The organism is Burkholderia sp. WTPI3, assembly GCF_021483755.1.
Classification (GTDB): Bacteria; Pseudomonadota; Gammaproteobacteria; order Burkholderiales; family Burkholderiaceae; genus Burkholderia.
Map to the genome: position 1 here is coordinate 1 of NZ_JAGIXF010000054.1, position 24,270 is coordinate 24,270.

Annotated in this window: 21 protein-coding genes and 2 pseudogenes; 9 read left to right on the top strand and 14 right to left on the bottom strand. The window is 63.4% G+C overall.

The annotated features are described in order from the left end of the window. Window positions 1–183, bottom strand: a 183-nt coding sequence (locus J7024_RS25055; protein WP_234745568.1) for a hypothetical protein, incomplete at its 3' end; no start/stop codon positions are given. 129 nt (window positions 184–312) lie between these two features. Here J7024_RS25055 and proC point away from each other — a divergent pair. After that, complete coding sequence (proC, locus tag J7024_RS25060) at window positions 313–1,125, top strand: pyrroline-5-carboxylate reductase (RefSeq protein ID WP_124897735.1); 813 nt, start codon at window positions 313–315, stop codon at window positions 1,123–1,125. A gap of 150 nt (window positions 1,126–1,275) precedes the next feature. On the opposite strand, the gene J7024_RS25065 is transcribed toward proC, so the two are convergent. The 4 genes from J7024_RS25065 to J7024_RS25080 form a co-directional block, all read right to left on the bottom strand. Beyond that, window positions 1,276–2,403: a porin gene (locus tag J7024_RS25065; RefSeq protein WP_124897736.1), complete on the bottom strand. Its 1,128-nt coding sequence runs from the start codon at window positions 2,401–2,403 to the stop codon at window positions 1,276–1,278. 159 nt (window positions 2,404–2,562) lie between these two features. Beyond that, on the bottom strand, window positions 2,563–3,708 hold the full coding sequence (locus tag J7024_RS25070; RefSeq protein ID WP_442861911.1) for a branched-chain amino acid ABC transporter substrate-binding protein: 1,146 nt from the start codon (window positions 3,706–3,708) through the stop codon (window positions 2,563–2,565). Window positions 3,709–3,770: 62 nt separating this feature from the next. Beyond that, window positions 3,771–4,400, bottom strand: coding sequence for an FMN-binding negative transcriptional regulator (locus J7024_RS25075; protein WP_124897738.1), 630 nt, complete (start codon window positions 4,398–4,400; stop codon window positions 3,771–3,773). Window positions 4,401–4,409: 9 nt separating this feature from the next. Next, window positions 4,410–5,399 (bottom strand): alpha/beta hydrolase, encoded by a 990-nt coding sequence (locus J7024_RS25080; protein ID WP_124897739.1) that lies wholly within the window; start codon window positions 5,397–5,399, stop codon window positions 4,410–4,412. Between the two features lie 126 nt (window positions 5,400–5,525). Between J7024_RS25080 and J7024_RS25085 the strand changes: the two genes are divergently transcribed. Further along, window positions 5,526–6,305, top strand: a complete 780-nt coding sequence (locus J7024_RS25085; RefSeq protein WP_175752200.1) for an AraC family transcriptional regulator — start codon at window positions 5,526–5,528, stop codon at window positions 6,303–6,305. A 240-nt stretch (window positions 6,306–6,545) separates the two neighbouring features. Here the strand turns inward: J7024_RS25085 and J7024_RS25090 are convergent, their stop codons facing one another. From J7024_RS25090 to J7024_RS25100, 3 genes are all read right to left on the bottom strand, one after another. Continuing rightward, entirely contained in the window at window positions 6,546–7,643 is a 1,098-nt protein-coding gene (locus tag J7024_RS25090; RefSeq protein WP_124897741.1) for an NAD-dependent epimerase/dehydratase family protein, read from the bottom strand. 190 nt (window positions 7,644–7,833) lie between these two features. Then, window positions 7,834–8,724 carry a LysR family transcriptional regulator gene (locus J7024_RS25095; protein ID WP_175770690.1) on the bottom strand — a complete coding sequence of 297 codons (891 nt, stop codon included), beginning with the start codon at window positions 8,722–8,724 and terminating at the stop codon, window positions 7,834–7,836. A gap of 64 nt (window positions 8,725–8,788) precedes the next feature. After that, on the bottom strand, window positions 8,789–9,958 hold the full coding sequence (locus J7024_RS25100) for a hypothetical protein (RefSeq protein ID WP_175770691.1): 1,170 nt from the start codon (window positions 9,956–9,958) through the stop codon (window positions 8,789–8,791). Between J7024_RS25100 and J7024_RS25105 the strand changes: the two genes are divergently transcribed. From J7024_RS25105 to J7024_RS25125, 5 genes and pseudogenes are all read left to right on the top strand, one after another. Further along, window positions 9,932–11,059 (top strand): alkene reductase, encoded by a 1,128-nt coding sequence (locus J7024_RS25105; RefSeq protein WP_175770692.1) that lies wholly within the window; start codon window positions 9,932–9,934, stop codon window positions 11,057–11,059. The two genes, J7024_RS25100 and J7024_RS25105, sit on opposite strands and share 27 nt — an antisense overlap. A gap of 100 nt (window positions 11,060–11,159) precedes the next feature. Further along, a pseudogene (locus J7024_RS25110) lies at window positions 11,160–11,886 on the top strand (SDR family NAD(P)-dependent oxidoreductase). A 215-nt stretch (window positions 11,887–12,101) separates the two neighbouring features. Further along, window positions 12,102–12,683 carry a carboxymuconolactone decarboxylase family protein gene (locus J7024_RS25115; RefSeq protein WP_175752205.1) on the top strand — a complete coding sequence of 194 codons (582 nt, stop codon included), beginning with the start codon at window positions 12,102–12,104 and terminating at the stop codon, window positions 12,681–12,683. 48 nt (window positions 12,684–12,731) lie between these two features. Next, complete coding sequence (locus tag J7024_RS25120) at window positions 12,732–13,448, top strand: SDR family oxidoreductase (protein WP_124897746.1); 717 nt, start codon at window positions 12,732–12,734, stop codon at window positions 13,446–13,448. 221 nt (window positions 13,449–13,669) lie between these two features. Next, window positions 13,670–14,487: pseudogene (locus tag J7024_RS25125) on the top strand (IS5 family transposase). 346 nt (window positions 14,488–14,833) lie between these two features. Here the strand turns inward: J7024_RS25125 and acnB are convergent. After that, window positions 14,834–17,419 (bottom strand): bifunctional aconitate hydratase 2/2-methylisocitrate dehydratase, encoded by a 2,586-nt coding sequence (gene acnB, locus J7024_RS25130; protein ID WP_124897747.1) that lies wholly within the window; start codon window positions 17,417–17,419, stop codon window positions 14,834–14,836. A gap of 359 nt (window positions 17,420–17,778) precedes the next feature. Between acnB and J7024_RS25135 the strand changes: the two genes are divergently transcribed. After that, the gene (locus J7024_RS25135; RefSeq protein ID WP_175762390.1) at window positions 17,779–19,053 is read left to right on the top strand and encodes a DUF6136 family protein; all 1,275 of its coding nucleotides are present in this window, start codon (window positions 17,779–17,781) and stop codon (window positions 19,051–19,053) included. Window positions 19,054–19,062: 9 nt separating this feature from the next. Then, window positions 19,063–19,686 (top strand): ABC transporter ATP-binding protein, encoded by a 624-nt coding sequence (locus tag J7024_RS25140; RefSeq protein ID WP_124897749.1) that lies wholly within the window; start codon window positions 19,063–19,065, stop codon window positions 19,684–19,686. Window positions 19,687–19,722: 36 nt separating this feature from the next. Here the strand turns inward: J7024_RS25140 and moaD are convergent, their stop codons facing one another. The 5 genes from moaD to fdhD all read right to left on the bottom strand — a co-directional run bounded on the left by moaD (window position 19,723) and on the right by fdhD (window position 24,053). Further along, window positions 19,723–19,980 (bottom strand): molybdopterin converting factor subunit 1, encoded by a 258-nt coding sequence (gene moaD / locus J7024_RS25145; protein WP_124897750.1) that lies wholly within the window; start codon window positions 19,978–19,980, stop codon window positions 19,723–19,725. Between the two features lie 70 nt (window positions 19,981–20,050). Beyond that, entirely contained in the window at window positions 20,051–20,614 is a 564-nt protein-coding gene (locus J7024_RS25150; RefSeq protein WP_098553764.1) for a molybdenum cofactor biosynthesis protein MoaE, read from the bottom strand. A 46-nt stretch (window positions 20,615–20,660) separates the two neighbouring features. Further along, on the bottom strand, window positions 20,661–21,785 hold the full coding sequence (gene moaA, locus J7024_RS25155; RefSeq protein WP_124897751.1) for a GTP 3',8-cyclase MoaA: 1,125 nt from the start codon (window positions 21,783–21,785) through the stop codon (window positions 20,661–20,663). 184 nt (window positions 21,786–21,969) lie between these two features. After that, complete coding sequence (locus J7024_RS25160; protein WP_175762388.1) at window positions 21,970–23,184, bottom strand: molybdopterin molybdotransferase MoeA; 1,215 nt, start codon at window positions 23,182–23,184, stop codon at window positions 21,970–21,972. Further along, the gene (fdhD, locus tag J7024_RS25165) at window positions 23,184–24,053 is read right to left on the bottom strand and encodes a formate dehydrogenase accessory sulfurtransferase FdhD (RefSeq protein WP_175752211.1); all 870 of its coding nucleotides are present in this window, start codon (window positions 24,051–24,053) and stop codon (window positions 23,184–23,186) included. Before fdhD ends, J7024_RS25160 begins: the two co-directional genes overlap by 1 nt. Window positions 24,054–24,270: the final 217 nt, after the last annotated feature.

The following is a 24,270-nucleotide window of genomic DNA, read 5'->3' on the forward strand; positions in this document are numbered from 1 at the left end:
AAATGTGGAACGATAGGTTCCATTCGGCAGGCCATAGGGCTTGTCGGGTGTCCCGCCTGACATATCCGGTTCCGCGGGCGGTAAATAAGCTGGTCTGTCCAAGGTGCTCGTTTCAGGAAATTCATTCCCTTCGAACATATGCGGGTTGACGTGCTGTTCGACGCCGCGAAACGCAGCGCACATGGCCCGACAGCGACGCACGTCGGCCTCAGCCCACGAGTACACGCAGGGAAAGCTTGCTAGCATCGTCTGCGCTTGCGCAGGCTATGAATCGCGTGAGCAACCACTCCCATTCGCGACACATCCGGACCTATGAAAATTACCTTTATTGGCGGCGGCAACATGGCCGTCGCATTGATCGGCGGGCTAATCAAACGCGACGTCGCACGGAACGACCTCCACGTCATTGATGTGAACGAAGACGCACGCCGCCGCGCGGCGGATCAATTCGCAGTCGCCACAAGCGCTGCCATCGACGCCGCGCTTGCGCGTTACGACGTCGTCGTGCTGGCCGTCAAACCCCAGGCGCTCAAGGTGGTCGCGCAAGCGCTGGCGCCGCACCTCGGCACACAACTGGTCATCAGCATCGCAGCAGGTGTGCGATTGATCGATCTATGTCAATGGCTAGGCGGATACCAGCGCGTGGTACGTGCGATGCCGAACACGCCGGCGTTGGTCGGTATGGGTATGACAGCACTCGCTGCGACGGACGACGTCGATGCGTCGAGCAAGCAGGCGGCAGAGAAAATAGTTGGTGCGGCAGGTGCGCATTTATGGCTCGACGATGAGTCGGATCTTGACGCCGTCACCGCGATCTCGGGCAGCGGACCGGCGTATGTGTTCTATTTCATCGAGGCACTGCAAGAAGCGGCCCATCAACTTGGCCTGAGCGACAAGCAAAGCGCGACGCTTGCTGTCGCGACGTTTCGCGGCGCCGCGCAGCTGGCTGTCGAATCGACCGAACCGGTCAGTGTCTTACGCGAACGTGTCACGTCCAAAGGCGGCACGACCGCTGCCGCGCTCGACGCGTTCGAGGTTCAGCACGTGAAAGAGGCCATCGTCAACGGTGCACTCGCAGCCGCAGCGCGCGCCAGCCAGATTGGCGACGAACTGGGCGCGCAGTAACACCGCCCGGCAGAAAAAAGGATGGCAAGGCCAGTAAAGCCCGATGCCATCCAAAACCTGCCCTGGAGATTACGCAGTTATGCTCCGGTTCCGCGACGCATGACGTCGTGATTGTCTTGACAGGCGCCGCTAGCATAGTAGCCGGCTACACTAGAACTTCGCGCGAATGCCTGCGCGTGCGAGCAACTGATTCGTGCTGCTCGATTGACCTGCCGGGAAGCCATCGTAAATATCGGCGAGCGCGCCTCCCGAGGCCTTCTGATACACGCCCATCAGATAGACGTCGGTGCGTTTGGACAGCGCATAGTCGGCCATCAGATTGAACTGGTTATATTTGGGTCGATTGCCACTTTCCAGATAATTGACCCGCGCCGCAGTGAACGTGTAGCCCGCCGAAAGAGTAGCGGCCGGTGTCACCCGATATTGCCCCCACAGCTCGTAGTTGTCGAAGATCACTGAACTGTTCGTGCCATTGGCTGAACCAAACCGCGTGTTCGTGTAGTCGAGACCGATCAGCGCGCTGCCGATCGCATAGGTGCCTCCCACACCGATCACCTGCATATTCGCGGGCTGACCGACGTAACCGAACGGTCCGTTTGCGCTTGGTGTAGCCTGGTTCGAGACGAAGTTGCCGTCGGCGAACTGTGTCGCGGGTGTCTTCGCCCTCTCGTAGACCGCCGCGAGGTAGACCGGGCCGTTCGTATAGCCGATGCCTGCGGAGAACGTGTTGTTTGCCGTTGCTGATCCGGCCACGCCGCCAAGCGAATACAGTGCTTCGAACTGGAACCCGGCGAAAGCCGGGCTGTTGTACTTGATCGCATTGTTGATGCGAAAGCCATTGTCCGAATTGTCGATGTCGCCGGCGTGCGAGAAATAGGCCCCCCAGTTGCCGTTCATCGTGGTCGGCTGCAAATAGTCCTGAATCGAATCATACTGGCGGCCGAGCGTGAGCGTGCCGAACCTGTCGCTGTCGATCCCGACGTATGCCTGCCGGCCGAACAGCAGACCGCCCTGGCCCAACTTACCCGTGTCGGCATTAAAGCCGTTTTCGAGCTGGAAGATGGTTTTGAACCCGCTCCCCAGGTCTTCGGCCCCCTTCAGGCCCCAGCGGCTGCCTTGTGCGACGCCGCTGACCAGCGCGACGACCGAGCCGTGCCCCGCATTGTTCACGTAGGTGACGCCGTTTTCGACGATACCGTACAGCGTGACGCTGCTTTGTGCATTTGCGGTCAGTGCGAACGTGCCACTCACCGCTACGGCTGCTGCGATCTTCCTCATGAAATCCCCTTTGTCGGTAAATTACCTGCAATCCATACCGCTTATGCGACGTGGGAACGACGGTGCGCACGAGGCGTCGTCATTCCACCGCGTTCCTGAATATATGATATGTACTGCTAATGTATTGATGAAGCGTTTGCCGTGCTTGATAGCCATGCATTACACCATCACGGCATCGAGTAGCGTCTTCTTGCCTGCCCGGTAGGTGTAAAGCGAAATAACGCCGTGGCGCAAATCGCCGTGCTTATCGAACTGCGTCTGGCCAATCACACCGGAATGGTTGGTCTGCGGCATGGCCGCAATGATCTTGCTTGCGCTGGTCGAGTTCGCACGCTTCATCGCATCGACAACGATATAAACCGCGTCATACGAAAACGGTGCGTAGATCAGGATCGGCTGGTGATAGCGTGCTTCGTATTTCTTAACGAAAGTCTCGCCGCCGGGCATTTTCTCCAGCCCGAGGCCCGCTTCGGAGCAAACGATTGAATCGGATGCCGTGCCCGCGAGATCCGCGATTCTTTCGGTACAGACGCCGTCGCCCGCAAGAATCTTCGCCCTGATGCCGAGTTGCCGCGCTTGCTTCGCGAACGGACCCGCCGTTGCGTCCAGGCCGCCGTACATGATCGCATCGGGCGATTCGCCCTTTATCTTCGTCAAAATCGCGCGGAAATCGATGGCCTTGTCGTTGGTTGCATCGTGGGACAGCACCGTGATGCCCAGCGCCTTGGCCCTCTTTGCAAACTCGTCGGCGAGCCCCTGACCGTAAGCGGTTGAATCGTCGACCACCGCCACGCGTTTCACTTTCAGTGATCCGGCGGCGTAGGTGGCGAGCGCGGGTCCTTGTTGTGCATCGGTCGCGACGACACGGTAGGTCGTCTTGAATCCCTGCAGGGTGTACTGCGGGTTCGTCGCCGATGGCGAGATCTGGACGATACCCGCATCGCTGTAGATCTTTGACGCCGGAATCGAGGTGCCCGAATTCATGTGCCCGATCACGGCAACGACCTTATCGTCGGCCAGCTTTTGTGCAACCTGCGTTGCGGTGCGCGGATCTCCCGCGTCGTCCTGCGAATCGAGTGCGAGCGTGACCTTGTTGCCGCCTATGACGAGACCGCTGGCATTGATCTCCTCGATCGCGAGGCGCGCGCCGTTTTCCTGATCCTTGCCGGCGTGAGCACTGTTGCCGGTCAGCGGCGCCGAGAAGCCGATGCGTACGACCTGGTCGGCGAGCGCGCCGGACATATGCGCCGACAGGAGTGTCGCCGTGACGGCGATGAGCAGGGGATGAAGTTTTCTCGTTTCCATGATGTCTCGTTTAAAAGGGAAGAGATCCAGCAGATCGGGACCGCACATGTCATGTCGATACGTCAATTTCGATGTCGGTTCTTCTCCTCCATTCGCGTTGCCAACGGACATCCGCCGTCGCGCTGCAGATGTTCGATAGCGGCGTGTGTGTCGGGCAGGCGTTCGTCCTGGCCGAGCTTGAATTTCGCCTCCAGACGATCGATAGGCAGTTCGAACGCCACGATGTTTGCCACGCGCCGCGCGATGCCCTCGTCGCCGAGTTCGTTGATGCTCCAAGGCTTGTCGCGTCCCTGTTCAAGATGCCGCACGGCGTCGCGCAGGTGCGCGGTCGCGCCGTCCGCGTCCAGCGCGCGCGGGCGGCCGTGGCAGTGGACGACAGAAAAGTTCCAGGTGGGCGCGCTGTCGCGCATGGGGTAGCCTGGGTACCAGGATGACGAGATGTAGCCGTGCTCGCCGACAAAGATCGCCGCCGATTTGGCGCCTTGCAGAACCAAATTTGCGTGTTCGTTGGCCCTTGAAAGATGCGACACGAGCGTGCCGTGCGGACCCCGGGTGCGATCGACCATGAAGATCAAGTGCGAGATAACGAGCGAGTCCGGCGACCTCGTCACGAGCGTTCCGAATACCGTTCGGTCAATAAATTCGTGTACTTCGTGCGTATTTGCCGGGGCGAAGGCTGGCTTGGAGTACATGGCAGGGCCTTATTGAATGGGGGACGCGAGTTGCGTGCGCAGCCACGAGCTGGTGTCGTCGAGCGCCGTGTTGCTCACTGCTGAAATCGATACCGCTTCGAGGAAGCTGTGAACGGTGCCGGGATAAACAACCTCTGTGACGTCTGTCTGCGCATCCCTTAGCCGCTCGGCCATGCGCAGGTTTTCATCGCGCAGGACGTCGAGATCGGTGATCGTGAAGAAGCTTGGCGGCAGGTTGGCAAGGTCGGCGAGGATCGGTGCGGCCAGCGGGTCGCGAGTGTCCTGGTTGTCGCGCAGATAGTTGCTCCAGAACTGCCTCATTTCGTGCGAAGACAGCAGGTAGCGCCCATCGCCAAACGCTTCGTACGATTGATAGGCGGGGGAGGGATCGAACGCGCCGTAGTTGATCACGAGCGCGCGCAGCAGATTGCCTTTGCCGATGTCCCGCAGCCGAAGCGCGCTTGCCATCGCGAGATTTGCGCCTGCCGAGTCGCCGCCGATGGCCAGACGGCGCACATCGACGCCTGGCAGCGCACCCGGCTGCGCGAGCCACTGGATCACCTGCACCACCTGATCGATAGCGACCGGGAACCGGTGCTCGGGCGCGAGCGCATAGTCGACGCCGATCACGACGACGCCGGCGCGCGCCGCGTATTCACGCATCAGGCGGTCATGAGTGTCGAGGCTGAACATCATCCAGCCGCCGCCGTGCAGATAGACGAAAGCCGGCAGGTCGCCGTCGAGCGGCGGGCGCAGCACGCGCATATGAACGCTCGTACCCGCATGGGGCATGGGCACATCGATTTCGTCGACGTGCGCCATGGCCGGGCCGCCTGCGGCCCACGGCGCCCGGACTTGCTCTGCAATGGCACGGCGAGTGACGAGCGGTAACGTGTCCAGGTCCGGTTGCCGCGCGTAAGCCGCTGTGACGGTGTCGACGAAACGGCGGATACCGGGTTCCAGCGGATCGACGCAGACTGTGATGGAGGGTACGGTCATGGGTTGGGCAAGATTGGGTTGATTCAAAGGCGATGCATGTCAGAGGCTGCGGACGCTGAAATATAGACAGCCAGTATTCGGCCCGTATGATAGAGTGGGTCGATTAACATAGCGATCGGGTCATTCATGCGCAGCATCGAATCGAGCGACTATCAGGACGTACCGCGCCCTGTCGCGGCAATGGCGGTCGAGTACCGCAGCGGCAGCCGCGATGGCCGGCACAAGCACCGCAGGGCGCAGTTGCTTTACTCAACTACGGGTGTGCTGACCGTGGTGACCGACGAGGGGACGTGGACCGTACCGCCGCAACGTGCGGTCTGGTTGCCGGGCGGCGTCGAGCATGAAGTCATCTTTCGTGGGGACGTCTCGTTCCGCACGTTGTATATCGAGCCACTTGCCGTGAGTCAGCCGTTGCCGCTGCGTTGCAAGGTGATCAAGGTATCGGAATTACTGCGCACCTTGATTCTCGAAGCCATGCTGGTGCCGACCGAATACGAGTTGGGCGGACGCGACGAGCGTCTGATGCTTCTGATCCTCGACGAGATCGTGCGTTTGCCGACCGCACCGTTGCACATGCGGATGCCCACCGATGAGAGGCTGCTACGCGTGTGCCGCGCGCTCGTCGCAGCGCCCGACGATATGCGCGATCTCGACGAATGGGCTGCTCTCGCGAACATGTCGCGGCGCACGTTCACGCGCACGTTCCGGAACGAAACGGGACTGAGCTTTTCGGACTGGCGCCAGCAGGCGCGGATCTTCGAGGCGCTGGCGCTGCTAGCGACGGGGAAGTCGGTCACGGCGACGGCGCTTGAAGTCGGCTACGGCAGCGTGAGTGCGTTCACGGCGATGTTCCGCCGCAGCTTCGGCGTTGCGCCCACGGCGTATTTGAATGAGCGCATGGACTAGGCCGATCCTTTGTCGCTCCAGGGTTAGGGCGCGTGGCGAGCGTTCAGCGCCATGGGGGTACGCGCGCAAACTTGTTTCTCAATCGGGACTCGCACACCTGTTGTCCAATGACTCGCACCGAGTCTGAAGCGGCCATTCAAACGAAAATTATGAATGACCGAATGTGGCCGAACCCGGAAGTTCGGCCAGCATCCGTCAGTCACCAGCTCGGCCTCGACGCGGCGATTTGTCCGCTTCGACTTATCGCGATGCGGGCGGCAGGAGTTTCTGGTCTATGAAAGACTGGAGCGCGTCGCAAAATGCGTCTCGGGTGTCGACGGCCGCATTGAATCCTGCTTTGCGAAGCTTGATGGTGCTGACGAAAGCAACCGGGCCCGCCGGTGCGCCGTATGCAAACGCAAAGTCGGCGTGCTGATCGCCCTGTCCGACGAACGCCTGAAGATCGCCGCTCGCAAGGCCGTACTTCTCGACGATCTTCGCCCACACGTCGGCATTGTCCCGAATGTATTGCGCAACGCTCACAGGTTCATCGGCTCCGACTTTCACGCCCAGCGTCTTCGCCATCGCGGGCCAAACGCTCCGCCATTCGAAGACATCTCCGTTGGTGACATTGAAGATCTCGTTTGCCGCCTGCCGGGATTGCGCAGCCCACACCATCACCTGGCCGACGAGGTCGGCGTCTGCCATTTCCCAGACGAACGATGGGCCACCCGGAAAGCCGAATGCTTCGCCCTTTTCGCGGCGGATAGCCGCGTAGACGCCGATGGCAGGCAGCACGTTGAGGGCGCCAGCCGTCTTCCCGGTGACAAGTTGAGGACGTAGCGCGGTGTAGGTGAAGCCGTGCTTTTCCCCTGCGTCGCGGAGATAGTCCTGTTGGTCGAAGAAGAAGTTTGCGTGATTGTCGCGTGGGTCGCTCTCACGCGCGGGAATAGCGATAGGGTGAAGGTGCACGCCGTATGCCTTTGTCCCCTGCAGGATAGACACGTGCTTGAGCGTCGACTTCCCTGCAACGAGAGGTTCGATCACGTTGCGCAGCATCGCGTTGTTGATCTCGATCTGCGCTGGGTTCGACCAGCCGCTCACCAGATCTTCCGCGTTCTCGTAGATCGCCGCATAGGCAACGTGCGTGACGCCGTCGAGCGCGAACAGCGCTTCACGGGCGGCGTTCTCATTGCGCAAGTCCACCGGGATAAATTCGAAGTCGCGACCGCTCGGCAGTTTCGGCTTGCGTCTGGAAATGCCTACGACATCCCAACCTGCAGAGAGGAAGCCTTCGATAGCGGCTACGCCAATGAGTCCGCTTGCACCCGCCACCAGCACCTTGTTGCTCGTGTTCATTCCGTTGCTCCGATTCGATCGTTCATGTACTCGCTCAAGCTTTCGCACCGCATATCGCGCGCTATGTTTGAGTGACTTTCCGACATCCGGTCGGTTAAACGAAATTTAGTCTTGAGCCGGAGTTGGCAGTAGCAGGCGGCACGGAATTCTGGTTATTCCATTGAGCAATGGGTTTGGCCGATACGACTTGCTATGACGCCCGAGCGAGCGTCTCTTCCACGAAATCGACGAATGCGCGTGCTTTCGCCGTCACCAGCCGCCCTGACGGGAAGACGGCCCACAGATCGAGCGCGGGCAAAGTCCAGTCGGTCAAAACGGCTTTGACCCTGCCCGACGCCAGATCGGGAGAAAACATCCAGCGCGACGCAACGGCAAGCCCCATTCCGCTGAGGACCGCCGTCCGTATTCCTTCGGCCGCGCTCACGCGTAGGCGTCCTGATACCGTCACGTCCACGTCGTCACCGTTCCTGCTGAACGTCCATGATTCTCCACCGCCGTGCTGGGAATAAACGATTGCTTGATGCTGGATCAGGTCGGCGGGCGTCGTGGGCACGCCGGCACGCCCGAAATATTCGGGCGTGCCGACGACGAGCCGCGGGCTCCGCCCGATGCGCCGCGCCGTCATGGTGGAATCGGCCAGCGATCCCATCCGCAAAGCCAGGTCCAGGCCTTCTTCCAGCAGATCGATGTTGCGATCGTCGAGCCTCAGGTCAATTTCCAGCTGCGGATGCCGGCTCATGAGGGCATCCAGTGCCGGTAGCACGTGAAGACACGCGAACGTCACCGCCGCGCTCACGCGCAGCGTGCCTGATACGCTTTCGGACGCATCGCGAACGAGCTGCTCCGCCTCGTCGGCCTCCCTGATCGCGCGCTTCGCGCGCTCATAGAAACGCTGGCCGGCATCCGTCATCGTCAGACCTCGCGTCGAGCGCAAGATGAGCCGCGTACCCAGGCGCTCTTCGAGCTGCGCAACGGCCTTCGAAATGGCGGGCTGCCCGACATTCATCCGCTTTGCGGCCGCCGAAAACGATCCTGCCTCGGCGACGCTCACGAAAATTTCCATTGCAGCCAGTCGATCCATACTGGGCTTCCCTCACATGTTTCGCGGTAGTCACTTCGCAGCCAGCGGCATGCGCAACGACTAGTCAGTCGCCGAAAAATTCGATCGCCTGCCCGTTCAGCCGGGGATGATCGACGACCATGCCGAGGCAGTGCCCGCTTTCATAGTCGAACGCGATCACGCCATCCTGCGCGGTGCAATACAGATGACCGTCCGGTCCGAACCGCAATCCGCGCGGACGGCGAAACGGGACGTTGTCCGGAGCAGAGAACACCCGCACCAGTGCTCCGCCGTCTGCGTCGTATTCTCTAACAGATGTTATGGCTGCGGGTGAGCCGAACGGAAACTCGCTCGACACCAGAATATTACCCTGAGGGGCGATAGCGAGATCCAGTGGACTCATTGTGTCGTCGGCTGCGAATGCCCCGATCTGTCGCATGCTGCCTGGCGCGAACCGCAGAATCGCATTTTCGCCGCGTCCGTCCGGTCCGACACCAGACGCGAGGAACAGCGCGCCATCGCTGGCGAACGCGAAGCCGCGAGGAAACGGGACAACGCCCGGCTGCAGTATGGGCGTGCCAATCCCGTCGAGATCGGGCGGGAACGCGGCAATGGTTCTTTCTGTGCGCAGTCCCACGTAGTAGCGTTCGTCCGGACCAAGATTGCCGCCGCCGGCATTCAGGTTCTGGATATGGCACGTGTCGTACTGAACTTCGCCTCGCGGGTCAAGCGCGACAATGCGGTCGTCGCCGCTGTTCACGTAAAGTAACTGGCGGTTCGCGTTCACGCGAAGTCCACGCGGATCGACAATACGCAAGTCGTTGCTGAAAGCGCCTTGCGCCGCTCCATCGATCGAGAACGCCAGAAGCTGACCGTATCCATCGCCGTTCGCGCCGCTGGCACTCGTCACCAGTATCTTCATGTCGCTGCTCCTGTTGCACACTGACCGCCTTAATTGCCGCTCAGCGCGCGACGAACATGGTGTGTCGACGGCGGACAATCGACCCTGCACCGTTACATGACCCGACGCGCCGATCATGCCCGGATGTCCCGCTTCGCGGCAGACGCGCGTCGGGCATAACTGACATTCCGCCGGGGCATGGCGGTCCGGTCGTGGATCAGGAGATGCCCGCGCAGAATGACTGTTATCGCTGGCAGCCGTCTTCCGCACCGCCACCCCGGCGGCCATGATTCGCTCATCCAGAACGCCCACCAGAGGGATGAACGAATGAACAAGCTCTTCAGTCGTATCCATGTCGGACCTTTCGAACTCAATCACCGTGTCGTTCTCGCTCCGCTCACGCGCATGCGTACCGAAGCAGGTAATGTCCCTGGCGATCTGATGGTCGACTACTACGCGCAGCGAGCCTCCGAGGGCGGCCTGCTGATTACCGATGCAACGGCTGTCTCGCCGCTTGGCATCGCGTATGTCGACGCGCCGGGCATCTACACGCAAGCGCAGGTGGAAGGCTGGAAACGTGTGATCGATGCAGTGCATGCAAAAGGCGCTCGCATCTTCCTGCAGATGTGGCATGCCGGACGCCAGGCGCATCCGGCCAACACGGGCGGCGTCACGCCCGTTGCCCCGTCCGCGTTACGCTCGCTCGAACACGCAGCCATTCGCGATGTGGACGGCAACATTATCGAAGCCGAGCTGGTTATGCCGCGTGCGCTTGAACTGAACGAAATCACGGGCATCGTGGAGCAGTTTCGCCGCGGCGCCACGCGGGCGAAAGAAGCAGGCTTCGACGGTGTCGAGTTGCACGGCGCAAACGGATATCTCTTCGAGCAGTTCCTTCTTGACGGCACGAACCATCGCACGGACGCATATGGCGGTCCGATCGAAAACCGTGCGCGATTCCTGTTCGAAACGCTCGATGCCGTTGTCTCCGTGTGGGGTCCAGGACGCGTTGCTCTGCGCCTGTCGCCAAGCGGCACGTACGGCACGATGTCCGACAGCGACCCGCATGCCACGTTCGGCCGTGTGGCAGAGCGTCTGAACAGCTATGACCTCGCCTGGCTGCACGTCATCGAGCCGCGCGTTCGCGGCATCGTCGATCAGGAAACGAGCGACCTGGACGTGACATCGAAGAACATGCGGCGCATCTACAAAGGCACGATTATCGCCGCCGGTGGTTTCACGGGCGAAAGCGCCGAGCAGATTGTCGCCAACGGGCATGCGGACCTCGTCGCATTCGGACGCATGTTCATTTCGAATCCCGACCTGCCCGAGCGTCTGCGCGCCGGCAAGCCGCTCACCCGCTACGACCGCTCGACGTTCTACGGAGGCGGTGCACGCGGTTACACGGACTATGCCTTTCATTCCGGGGAGACAACCCGTAGTGACGTTCCATGACGCGCAGGCCAAAACAGGTGGAAGTGCCGCTTTGGCCGACTCAACGACGCATGAAACACACACAAAGCACCGTGTTATTCCATTCCGGAAGGACAGCACCATGAATCGACTTGAAAACGAGACTGCCGTTATCACGGGCGGTAGCAGCGGTATCGGCCTCGCCACCGCGCAGCGGTTTGTCGACGAGGGCGCTTATGTGCTCATCGTCGGCCGGCGGCAGTAGGAACTCGACAAAGCCGTGCAGCAGATTGGTCGCAACGTGACAGCCGTGCAGGCCGACGTGACGAAGCTCGATGACCTGGATCGCCTGTTTCGGCTCGTCAAGGAGCGGCGCGGCAAAATCGACGCACTTTTCGCCAATTCAGGTTCGATCGAACACCGGACACTCGATGAGATCACGCCCGCGCACTACGACGCCACGTTCGACGTAAACGTACGCGGACTCATTTTTACCGTGCAAAAGGCGCTGCCGCTAATGGCCGAGGGGAGCAGCATGATCCTCACCAGCTCGATTGCAGGCATCAAAGGCCTGCAGGCTCACGACACCTACAGCGCAGCGAAGGCCGCCGTTCGCTCGCTGGCGCGGACATGGACCGTCGAATTCAAGGGCCGAGGTATCCGTGTCAATGCGATAAGCCCGGGTGCCATCGACACACCGATCATCGACAGTCAGGTTTCTTCCGCGGCTGAAGCAGACGAATTGCGGGCAAAGTACGCCGCCGCGACACCGCTGGGTCGCATCGGCCGTATTGTTCCTCGCGTCCGGCGACAGCAGCTTCGTCGCCGGCACGGAGCTGTTCGTCGACGGCGGCATTGCACAGGTATAACCCGCCAGTCTGGCGGATAGTGTGGCGGCACTAGATGGCCGGCGCCGCAAGCAGGTTGGGGGCGCCGCCGCAGGTGATGGGAACGGGGATATTCTGCGGCGCCGAGGTCGCGGGTTCATTCCAGCGAGGAATGGCAGTTATCGACACAGCCTGTCTTCCTGTTGCGCACATTGCGCCTCATCATCTGCTCACCGTCAACCAACGAGGAGCAGACGATGACTTCCTTCGAATCTTTCACGATTGACACCGCACCTGCAGAGTCGAAGCCGACCCTTGAAGACGCGAAGCGTACCTTCGGTTTTGTGCCGAATCTCCAGGCGCACATGGCCGAATCACCGGAACTGCTCGCCGGCTATACGGCGCTATGGGATCTCTTTGCGAAAAGCACGCTCACGCCTCACGAGCAGCAGGTCGTCTATCTGACGTCGATCTTCGAAAACGACTGCCACTACTGCATGGCGGGCCACAGCACGCTCGCAAAGATGATCGGGATGGAGCCTGCAGTGGTCGCAGCGCTTCGCGCGGGCACGGCTTTGCCGGACACGAAGCTGGAGGCGCTCCATCGCTTCACGACGATAGTGGTGCGCGAACGTGGGTTCGTTCCGGACGCGGAAGTGGACTCCTTCCTCGCGGCCGGTTATACGCGCCGCAATGTGCTTGAGGTGGTTCTCGGTGTCGCGACCAAGGTCATGAGCAACTACACGAATCACATCGTCCATACACCATACGACGCTTTCATGAAGGGCAACGAGTGGACGAAGCCCGACCACGTGTCTGGCAAGCAGTCTGCCGCGTAAGCAGGACGCGCCGCAGCGTGCGGCGCTTCGATTTTTAAAGGGCATCTCATGAACAATCGGACCTTCCTGATCACCGGCGCGACCAAAGGCATCGGCCGTGCGTTAAGCGAGCGGCTAGCGCGCGCGGGCCATCGCGTCGTCGGACTGGCACGCCAGAACGCTGCGTACCCCGGCGAACTTGTCTGTGTCGATCTGGCTGACCGCGATGCCACCGACGCAATTCTCACGGACCTGACACAGCGTTACCGCTTCGACGGTGTCGTCAACAACGTCGGTCTCGTCAAGCCTCAGCGTCTCGGCGAGATTGACCTGAGCGGACTCGATGACGTGCTCGCGGTCAATCTGCATCCTGCCGTTCAGACCGCTCAGGCGTTGCTTCCTGGCATGCGCTCGCAGGGTTGGGGCCGGATCGTCAACATCTCGAGCCTGACGATTCTTGGCATGACGCAACGCACGGCTTACGCGGCAGCGAAGGCGGCGCTGGTGAGCTTCGCGCGGTCATGGGCGCTTGAATTGGCTGACAGCGGCATTACGGTAAATGCCGTTGCACCCGGGCCGACTGAGACCGAACTGTTCCGGTCGAACAATGCACCGGGCAGTGAGGGCGAACGGCGCTACCTGTCTGCCGTTCCCATGGGACGATTCGGCAAGCCCGAAGAAATCGCGGCGACGGTAGAGTTCCTGCTGTCGGCTGAGGCCGCGTTCATGACCGGACAAACGCTGTACGTGGATGGCGGCGCATCAATTGGCAAGATTGGTTTCTAACCGAGTGCCCATGCAATATCGGGAATGGATTGCAGCCCACTACGCGAGGGCCGTTCGATCAGGATATCTTTGAAGGAGGACAACGTCTCGTTCGGGGCATCATCAGGCAACGGATGTCCGCCGGATAGTCCTTAAGAGATGGTTTCAAAAGAGCCCGAGGGGCTGTTATCTTTTTCAGGCATCCTGATAACCTTGGCCGTCGTGAACGACGGGTCAAGGAGATAGGTAAGCCAATCATTGATGACGAACTGTGGGCACTGATCGAACCACTGCTATCTCCGCCAAAGCCGCGCCGCTTCAAGTATCCCGGTCGCAAGCCAGTAGCGGACCGAGCGGCTTTGACGAGCATCCTATTTGTGCTGAAGACGGGCATTCGTTGGCGCGACTAACCGTCCGAAATGGGATGCGGCTCAGGCGTAAGTTGTTGGCGCAGGCTGTGCGATTGGCAGCAAGCCGGCCTATGGGATCGACTGCTCGCAGTGCTGCTGGCGAAACTGCGAGCGGCCGAGAAGATCGACCTTTCCCGCGTGGTCGTCGACTCATCGCCGATTCGTGCGGTTGGGGTGGGCGAAAAACTGGCCCGAACTCCACCGACCGAGCGCGACCCGGTTCGACGCACCACATCGCTACCGACGCCAACCGAACGCCGATCGCGGCAATCCTGACCGGCGCCAATCGTAACGACGTCACCCAACTGGTTCCGCTGATCGAGGCCATCGTGCCGATCGGTGGCGTGCGTGGACGGCCTCTGAGCCGTCCTGCCCGCATCTACGCCGACCGTGGTTACGACCACGACAAATACCGGCGCATCCTTATCGAGCGCAACATCCCCACCAGCGTCGCGCGGCGCGGTCACCCGCACGGCAGTGGCCTTGGAAAAGTCCGTTGGGTCGTCGAACGTACTCATGCGTGGCTGCATAATTTCCGCCGTCTACGTATTCGCTTTGAACGTCACGCCGACATTCACGAAGTGTTCCTCAAACTCGATTGTTGCCTGATCTGCTGGAATACTCTGCGGCGAGTCCAACCGTCTTTATGAAACCATCTCTAAGTCGCCATACGGATCGCTCGTCAAACCGGCACATTCGGCACCGACTTCTTGTTGCGAAGATTTACACGCAGGCTGTTCAATACCGGCGTAGCGTGTGATGAGGCGACGGCAACGAGCGCGGACAGAATGGCTTTTCCCGGTCGAGTTGCAGACGGTCAGACGTACCAGGCCGCGGCGGCATGAACGGCGCCTCATGGCCGAACGCCGACATTCCTCCCCGGCACCCCCCGGAATTCCGCAATGAACCAAAAAAAATGGCGCCGCAGGCATGCAGCCTGCGGCGCCATTGCGTGCCGCCACGACGGGCCCGGCCCGCCGCAGCGCGACAGCATGCTTACAACTGCACGGTGTCGGCGACTTCCTTGAAGTCTTCGATCTGGTCGAAGTTCATGTACTGGTAGATCTTGTCGCCGTTGGCGGTGAGCACGCCCATGTCGGCCATGTACTCTTCCTTGGTCGGGATCTTGCCCAGACGCGAGCAGATCGCCGCCAGTTCCGCCGAGCCGAGGTACACGTTCGTGTTCTTGCCCAGGCGGTTCGGGAAGTTGCGGGTCGACGTCGACATCACCGTCGCGCCTTCTCGCACCTGTGCCTGGTTACCCATGCACAGCGAGCAGCCCGGCATTTCAGTACGTGCGCCGGCCGTGCCGAACACGCCGTAGTGACCTTCTTCCGTCAGCTGCTTCTGGTCCATCTTGGTCGGCGGCGCGACCCACAGCTTGACCGGAATGTCGCGCTTGCCCTCCAGCAGCTTCGACGCGGCACGGAAGTGACCGATGTTGGTCATGCACGAGCCGATGAACACTTCGTCGATCTTGGCGCCGGCGACGTCGGACAGCGTCTTCACGTCGTCCGGGTCGTTCGGGCATGCAACGATCGGCTCGTGGATGTCCGCGAGGTCGATCTCGATGACGGCCGCGTACTCGGCGTCCGCGTCCGGCGACAGCAGTTGCGGATCGGCCAGCCACTGTTCCATCGCGGCAATACGACGCTGCAGGCTGCGCGGATCCTGGTAGCCCTGCGCGATCATCCACTTGAGCAGCGTGATGTTGCTGTTCAGGTATTCGATGATCGGTTCCTTGTTCAGGCGCACCGAGCAACCGGCGGCCGAACGTTCCGCGGAGGCATCCGACAGTTCGAACGCTTGCTCGACCTTCAGGTCGGGCAGGCCTTCGATTTCGAGAATGCGGCCCGAGAAGATGTTCTTCTTGCCTTGCTTCGCCACCGTCAGCATGCCCTGCTTGATCGCGTACAGCGGAATCGCATTGACCAGGTCGCGCAGCGTGACGCCCGGCTGCATCTTGCCTTTGAAGCGGACCAGCACCGATTCCGGCATGTCCAGCGGCATCGTGCCGGTGGCGGCCGCGAAGGCGACCAGGCCCGAGCCTGCCGGGAAGCTGATGCCGATCGGGAAGCGCGTGTGCGAGTCGCCGCCGGTGCCGACGGTGTCGGGCAGCAGCATGCGGTTCAGCCACGAGTGGATCACGCCGTCGCCCGGACGCAGCGCGATGCCGCCACGCGTGCTGATGAAGTTCGGCAGCGTCTGGTGCGTCTTCACGTCGACCGGCTTCGGATAAGCGGCGGTGTGGCAGAACGACTGCATCACGAGGTCGGCCGAGAAGCCGAGGCACGCCAGATCCTTCAGTTCGTCGCGGGTCATCGGACCGGTGGTGTCCTGCGAGCCGACCGAGGTCATCTTCGGTTCGCAGTACGTGCCCGGGCGCACGCCCTGGCCTTCCGGCAGACCGCATGCGCGGCCGACCATCTTCTGTGCGAGCGAGAAGCCCTTGCCGCTGTCGGCCGGCTGGTGCGGCAGGCGGAACAGTGTCGACGGCGCGAGGCCCAGTGCTTCACGCGCCTTCGCGGTCAGGCCGCGGCCGATGATCAGCGGAATGCGGCCGCCGGCGCGCACTTCGTCGAACAGCACGTCGGACTTGACCTGGAATTCGGCGATTACCTTGCCATCCTTCAGCGCCTTGCCTTCGTACGGGCGCAGTTCGACCACGTCGCCCATTTCCATCTGCGACACGTCGAGTTCGATCGGCAGCGCGCCGGCATCTTCCATCGTGTTGTAGAAGATCGGAGCGATCTTGCCGCCGAGGCACACGCCGCCGAAGCGCTTGTTCGGGACGAACGGGATGTCTTCGCCGGTGAACCACAGTACCGAGTTGGTGGCCGACTTGCGCGAGGAGCCGGTGCCGACCACGTCGCCCACGTACGCGACCAGATGCCCCTTTTCCTTCAGCGATTCGATGAACTTGACCGGGCCGCGCTTGCCGTCTTCTTCCGGCGTGATGCCGGGGCGCGCGTTCTTCAGCATCGCGAGCGCGTGCATCGGGATGTCCGGGCGGGTGGTTGCGTCCGGTGCCGGCGACAGGTCGTCGGTGTTGGTTTCGCCCGTGACCTTGAACACGGTGATGGTCAGGCTTTCCGGCACTTCCGGACGGCTCGTGAACCATTCGGCGTCGGCCCAGCTCTGCAGCACGGCCTTCGCGTGCGCGTTGCCCTTGTCGGCGAGTTCCTTCACGTCATGGAACTGGTCGAACATCAGCAGGGTTTTCTTCAGCGCGTCGGCGGCGACCGCCGCGACGGCTTCGTCGGACAGGAGTTCGATCAGCGGCTGAATGTTGTAACCGCCGAGCATCGTGCCGAGCAGTTCGGTCGCGCGTTCGCGCGAGATCAGCGGGCAGGCGGTCTCGCCCTTCGCGACGGCGGCCAGGAAGCCGGCCTTCACGCGCGCGGCTTCGTCGACGCCTGCGGGCACGCGGTGGGTGATCAGGTCGAGCAGCGTCTGCTCTTCGCCTGCGGGCGGGTTCGCCAGCAGTTCGACCAGTTCGGCGGTCTGCTGAGCCGTCAGCGGCAGGGGGGGAATACCGAGCGCGGCGCGGGCGGCCACGTGAGCACGAAAGTTTTCAAGCATGGGGGGACCTGCTGAGATTGCGTTTCAGGGGAAGGGCTTTCCAGGCACGCCGAGGCTGTTCCGGACACGACTTCACTGCTTTGACCGGGATTCTAATCGCAATATGGTGAAGCGTCAAATGTCTTATGTCTTATATAAGACTTGATGGCGGGACACAGGAAATCGGCGTGTTCCTTGCGGGACGGCCCGGGCGGTTTGCGGGAGCGCGTTGGCACATAAGGGGACAGATTTGCTGCGGCGATGGCGCACAGAACCCGGCGCGGTTCGCGGCACGTAGCCGACAGGTTGTCGTGCGATGGTTGTCGGGGCGAGGGCGGGCGGCCTGTCCGTCATTGCGACATACGGTACGCGGTTGTCGTGTGTCTGCGGACGTGACACGATACCGAGCTCGGCGATCGGCGCGTTTGCGCCATTGCGTTTGGAGGAGCGGAGGAACGATGCTGTCCTGGCGACTACGTTGGTACGTACTGGCGACATCCCGCGCGCTGCATCGGCATTGGCAGGCGCTATTCCTGTCCGCGTTGCTGTTGCTGCCCGCGATGCCCGTGTTTGCGCAAACCCGCCTGCTGGGCGCGCCGGTGCTTGCCGTGCTGGCGCCCGCACACGGGATCGAATGGCGGTTCGCATGGGTGCACCTGCTCGAGGCCGTCGGCGTGCTATGGGTGCTGGCGCAGCGTGCGGCCGTCGCCGGCGGCCCGTTTGCCGTTTACCTCAAGTCGCTGCCGACGTCCGAAGGGCGTCGCCGTGCCGTCGATGCCGCCGTCGTGCTGATCGCGAGTACACCGCTCCTGGTGCCCGTGCTGGCCGCGACGATCGCGCTGGCGTTCTTGCCGCAGCAACTGTCCAACTATCTGTACGTGCTCGATTTGCTGCTGATTACGCTCGGCGCGCAGTTGATGGCGCTGTCGCGGGATCCGCGCAACGGGCCTGCGCTGATCGTCGCCAATTTCCTCCTGATCGCCGGTCTGGAGGCGGATGGCGCATTGCGGGCCACGTCGCTGACCATTGCGTTGGCGGTTGCGGCGTTCGCGGTGGCCCGCGTGCCGACGGCGTCGCCCCGGCGTGCATGCCGTCGAGTGCTTACGCGGGGTGCGCCCGGCGACTCGCTCGCCCGTTCGGGTTTCGTCATGCCGCCGTGGGTCAGGCTTCAGGCCGGCATCATCCGGCATGGCGCCGCTGCCAACCTCGGCAGATGCGCGATGATGGGCGCGGCCGCCGCGTCGGCGTGTTTTCTGTACGGAATCTGGGATTTCGACGCACGTGTCGTGCCGTTGACGCTGATCTCGCAAGCGGCCATCGCGTCGATCGCCGCGACGACCTTTCGCGATCTGCGCACGGCCCACGCTCAGGCCGCCGCGTTCATGCGGTCGCTGCCCCGTGCGGGGGCCGCACAGGTTGGCGCCGATGTACTGACCGTCGCGGTGCTGGCATTGCCATTTGCGGCCGTGGGGCCGATGATGCTGGCGGCGCACGGCGTGCTGTCGCTCCCGCGCGCTGCGTCGGTCCTGTTAACCGGGGCCCCGCTGTTGCCGTTGCTGCGGTTGCCGCAGTGCCATCTGCCGCGGCAAGCGGTCTTGCTCGGCGCGACACTGGCTGCAGTGTGGGTCGCCGTGATGTGGCCCATCTTCATCTGACGATACATCATGCTTCGATTCGAAAACCTCTCGAAACGCTACGGCCAACGTGTCATTTTCCATGGACTGCACCACGATCTCGGCGCAGGGTGCGTCGCGCTCTGCGACGAAAACGGTAGCGGCAAGACCACGTTGCTCGGCATCCTTGCCGGCACGGTCGACGCCGATGAAGGCGAGGTCTGGCTCGACGGGCATTCGCTGCGCGCCGCGCCGCTGAAGGCGAAATCGGCGCTCGCCTATGTGCCTGACGACTGCATGGCGTACCCGTTCCAGACCGGACGGGCGTTTCTCGAACTGGTCGCGTCGGCCAAAAAGACGGTTGTCGACGACAGGACGCTGGATCTCGCGCATCGGTTCGGACTCGCGCCGCATCTCGACAAGCGTTTCGAACAGATGTCGCTCGGCACGCGCAAGAAGATATTTCTGACCGCGGTCTTGCTGGGCGAGCCGGCCGTCGTCATTGCCGACGAGCCCGGCAATGGGCTGGATGCCGGTGCGCGTGCCGTGCTGATCGACCTGTTCAAAACGTTGTCGAAGAATCGCGTGGTGTTTTTCTCGAGCCACGATCCGCAATTGGCTCAAGCCTGCGGCGCCAGACAAATCGGTTTTGCGGAGCTTGGCATGTCGGTGTGAGGGGAAGGCGATCGGCCGCCGCCCGATGCGAGCGAATCACCCGCCCGTCACCGGTGGAAAGAACGCCACTTCGCTGTCCTCCCGCACGACGAACCCGCCTGTCACCATTTCGAGATTCACGGCCACGCGAACGGGGCGGTCCATCCGCAGCGCTTCCCCGCTGCGCGCGTCGCGCGCGGCGAGTCTGCCGCGCAACGCGTCGACGGTGAGTTCCCGAGCATCGATCTCGACGATTTCCTCGTCGGTATGCAACTGTTCGCGAATGCTTGCAAAGTATTTGATCGTCAGTTTCATGGCGAAGTCCGGAGCCTGATCGACGGAGTCGGAGAAAGCGGCGGAGGCAGAAGGAACACGGCCTGCAGGTTCAGCCCCATCGCCGCATCGCCTGATCGTCGTGCGCCTTCGGCTCGACCCAGCCGGCCACGCCGTCGTGCCGGATCTCCTTCTTCCAGAACGGCGCGTGCGTCTTCAGGAAGTCCATCAGAAACTCGCACGCGTCGAACGCCGATGCGCGATGCGCGGCGGCCACCACGACGATGACTACCGCGTGACCGAGCGGAATGCGCCCGACGCGGTGCACGATCTTCACCGCTTCGAGCCGCCAGCGTGCGCTGGCTTCCTCGACGATGCTCCATAGCGCCTGCTCGGTCATCGTCGGGTAGTGCTCGACTTCGAGTGCGATCACATCGTCGACGTCGCCTTCGTTGCGCACGACGCCGAGGAAGTTCACGACCGCGCCGACATTCGGATTGCGAACGATCGGCGCGAGCTCGGCGCCGGCGTCGATCGCAGCATGCTGCACGCGCACTTCGAAGCCGGCGGCAATCGACGGCGGCAGTTCGGTGTGCGGGTCAGCGAAATCGGGATGGCTGCCGGCCCGCGACGGATCGTCGGGTGGCGCGGCACGGGATTCGGTGAAACTCGTCATGACGATTCTCCAGTAGGCGGTGCGTCGCGCTTCGCACGGCAGCCCGTCAGCCGCCGACGAGCGACATGCGCACGGTCGGATAGGTCTTGCCCGACGGCCGGGCCGCACGCGCGGCCCGCCGCTCGGAATAACGATCGTCGCGCTGCGTCCATCGATCGCGCACGGCAGCGGCGAGGCGGTCGATCGGCTCGGCTTCGTCGAGCCACGGCCGCAGGTCGGTGCCCTGCGTCGCGAACAGGCACGTGTAGAGCTGGCCGTCGGCCGATACGCGAGCGCGCGAACACGTGCCGCAGAACGGACGCGACACGCTCGCGATGAAACCGACTTCGCCCGCGCCGTCGATGTGCCGGCAGCGGATCGCGGTTGCGTCGTGCGCCGGCTCGCCGACGAGCACGAGCGGATAGCGTGCTTCGATCAGCTCGCGCATCCGCGCGGCTGGCACGACCGTGTCGCCCGACCACCGGTTCGCGCCGCCGACGTCCATGTATTCGATGAAGCGCACGGCCACCCCGCTATGACGGAAATGGCGCACGAGCGGCAGGATCTGGTCGTCGTTCGCGCCGCGCTCGATCACCGCGTTGATCTTCACCGGTGCAAGCCCGGCCGCCTGCGCGGCTTCGATGCCGGCCAGCACGCGCGCGACGGGTACGTCGGCGTCGCTCATTCTGCGGAACACGGCGTCGTCGATCGCATCGAGGCTCACGGTTACGCGCGTCAGGCCCGCGTCGCGCAGCGTGCGTGCTTTCGCGGCGAGCAGCGAGCCGTTGGTCGTCAGCGCGATTTCGACGGGCTTGCCGTCAACGGTGTTCAGCGTCGCGAGCCGCTCGATCAGCGCTTCGAGGTTGCGGCGCAGCAGCGGCTCGCCGCCGGTGAGGCGGATCTTTTCGACGCCGAGCGAGACGAACGCACGCGCAACCTTCTCCAACTGCGCGAACGACAGCCGCTCGGACGACGGCATGAACGCATAGTCCGCACCGAAGCTGTCGCGGGGCATGCAGTAGCCGCAACGGAAATTGCACTGGTCGATGACGGACAGCCGCAAATCGCGCAGCGGTCGCTCGAGCGTGTCGAGCGCGCGGGAGAAGGTGCCGGGCGATGTGCCGCCGGATGAAGCGGCGGCGGCCGGCGCGGCGGAAACGATGGCATTCACGATCGGTGCGTCTGCCTGCATGAAGTGAGCGGGGTGGCGTCGCCGATCGGCCGCGAAGGTGCCGACATGTCGGCGCACGGGTCGTGGCGAGCCTCATCGTCAGCATAGTCCGCCGGAATTTTCCGGCAGAGACACAATCCCGCGCGAAATGCAGGAATACAGTTCGTGCTCCTGCGTGCGTGGCGGGCAGGCATCGTGCCGGGGCTCACGCGAGCCAGTGCGCGAAATCGTAATACGGCACCGCGTCGCCACGCGCGATGCGCCGGCCCGCCGGCAGCCGTGCGAGCCCACTCGCCTGCACGAGCGACTGCAGCGTGCCGGCGCCTTGCTGACGCAGCGTGTCGAGCACGGGTGCGCCGCCGGAACCGAAGGTGCGGCGCACGCGCACGAAGCGTTCGCGCTGCGGATCCGGCTCGACGTCGATGTCGATCGGCAGCGACGGTGCGTCCGGCACGCAATCGTCGCGCCCCTGCAGGCGGCGGATCAGCGGCACGACGAACAGCGCGAACGCGATCATGGCGGCGCCCGGATTGCCGGGCAGCAGCACGACGGGCCGCGCGTCGAGCCGCGCGAGCGCCACGGGCTTGCCGGGCTTCATCCGCACGCCCGATACGACGAACGATGCGCCGAGCGCGGTCAGCGCGGGGCGTAGCAGATCCTTGTCGCCGACCGACGCGCCGCCGACGCATACGACCAAGTCGCAGCGCGCGGCCAGACCGCGCAGCGCCCGATCGACCGTGGCCGCGGTGTCGGCTGCGTGCTCGTTCGCCGCGACGAGGGCGCTGGTGCCCGCTACCAGCGCGGCGAGCATCGGTGCATTGCTGTTGTGGATCTGCTGCGGCGCACGCGGCTGGCCGCACGGGACGAGCTCGTCGCCGGTCGTCAGGATGCCGACCCGCAGCGGCGCGCGCACGTCGATGTGCGCGCAACCCTGTGCCGCGGCGACGCCCACGTGCATTGCGCCGAGCCGCACGCCGGCCGGCATCAGCAGATCGCCGGCGCGGACTTCCTCGCCGCGGCGCCGGATATGCGATCCGCTGCGCTGCGGTATGTCGAACGCGACCCAGCCGTCGTGCTCGTGCGCGTGCTCCTGCATCACGACGGTGTCGGCGCCGCTCGGAATCACGCTGCCGGTGAAGATGCGCGCGGCCGTGCGCGGCGCGAGCGGCGCCGGCGTGTCGCCCGCATAGCAGCGCTGGGCGACGCGCAGCGGCTCGCCGTGCGCGAGATCCGCGTGACGCACGGCGTAGCCGTCCATCGCGCTCTGGTCGGCCGGCGGCTGGTCGAGCGCGGCGGTGAGCGGCGTGGCGAGTACCTGGCCGGCGGCTTGAGCGACCGGCATGGAGACGGTCGTTCGCAGCGGCGCGAACGTGCCGGCGAAATGCCGTTGGGCGGTATCGAAATCTGTGGGGGCGTTCATCAAGCGGTGAGCGCATGCGGTTGTGCATGCGTCGGTTCGGGTGACGGGGGCGTGTCGGGCGACACGTATTCGACGAAGCCGTCGTTGCGACAGAATCCGAGCAGCCGCACGCCCGCCTCGCGCGCGACATCGATCGCGAGCGACGTCGGCGCCGAGATCGTCGCGATCATCGGGATGCCGACCCTTGCCGCCTTGCGCACGAGCTCGTAGCTTGCGCGGCTCGACAGGAACACGAAGCCTGCGCGCAGGTCGGCGCGACGCCGCGCGAGCCGGCCGATCAGCTTGTCGAGCGCGTTGTGGCGGCCGACATCCTCGAAAACTTCCAGAACGGTGCCGTTGCGGTCGCACCATGCGGCCGCGTGGATGCCGCCGGTCGTGCGCATCAGGATCTGCTGCTCCGGCAGCGCGCGTGCGGCACGCGCGACGGCGTCGGCACCGATCCCGGCCGCCGCGCCGGCCGCCGCGATGCGCGGCGGATGCAGGTCGAGCTGCGCGATGCTTTCGATTCCGCAGACGCCGCAGCCGGTGCGGCCGGCCAGCGCGCGCCGGTGCGCCTTCAGCGCCATGAATGCCTGCTGCGACACGGTGAGCCGCACTTCGGCGCTGCCGGGCCGGCATTCGCTTTCGATGTCGAAGACGTCGGACGTGCGCTCGACGATGCCTTCGCTCAGCGCGAAGCCGAGCCCGAATGCATCGAGATCGATCGGCGTCGCCATCATCACCGTGTGCGCGATGCCGTTGAACACGAGTGCAACCGGCGTCTCGTCGACGACGCGATCGACGGTGTCGCGCGCGTCGCCGGCGCGATGACGCGTCACCCGGCACGCGCTGCTGCCGGCGGGCTCGTTGGGGTGGTTGCTGGACTCCATGCGGTTTTCTCCAGGGGGCGGCAGGCGCATGCGCCGGCCGGCGGGAACGGATTCTGCCGGGGGCGGAGCGCGACGTCGCGCTCGATTGCCACCGGGAGGCTTCGGGACGATGGTACGAGCGTGCGGCCATGCCGCGGATATACAGCGTTGCACTGCGCAAAGCAGTACAGCTGACGGGCTTGTGGTGCCGAAATGTCTTTTCCGTACACACATCTCC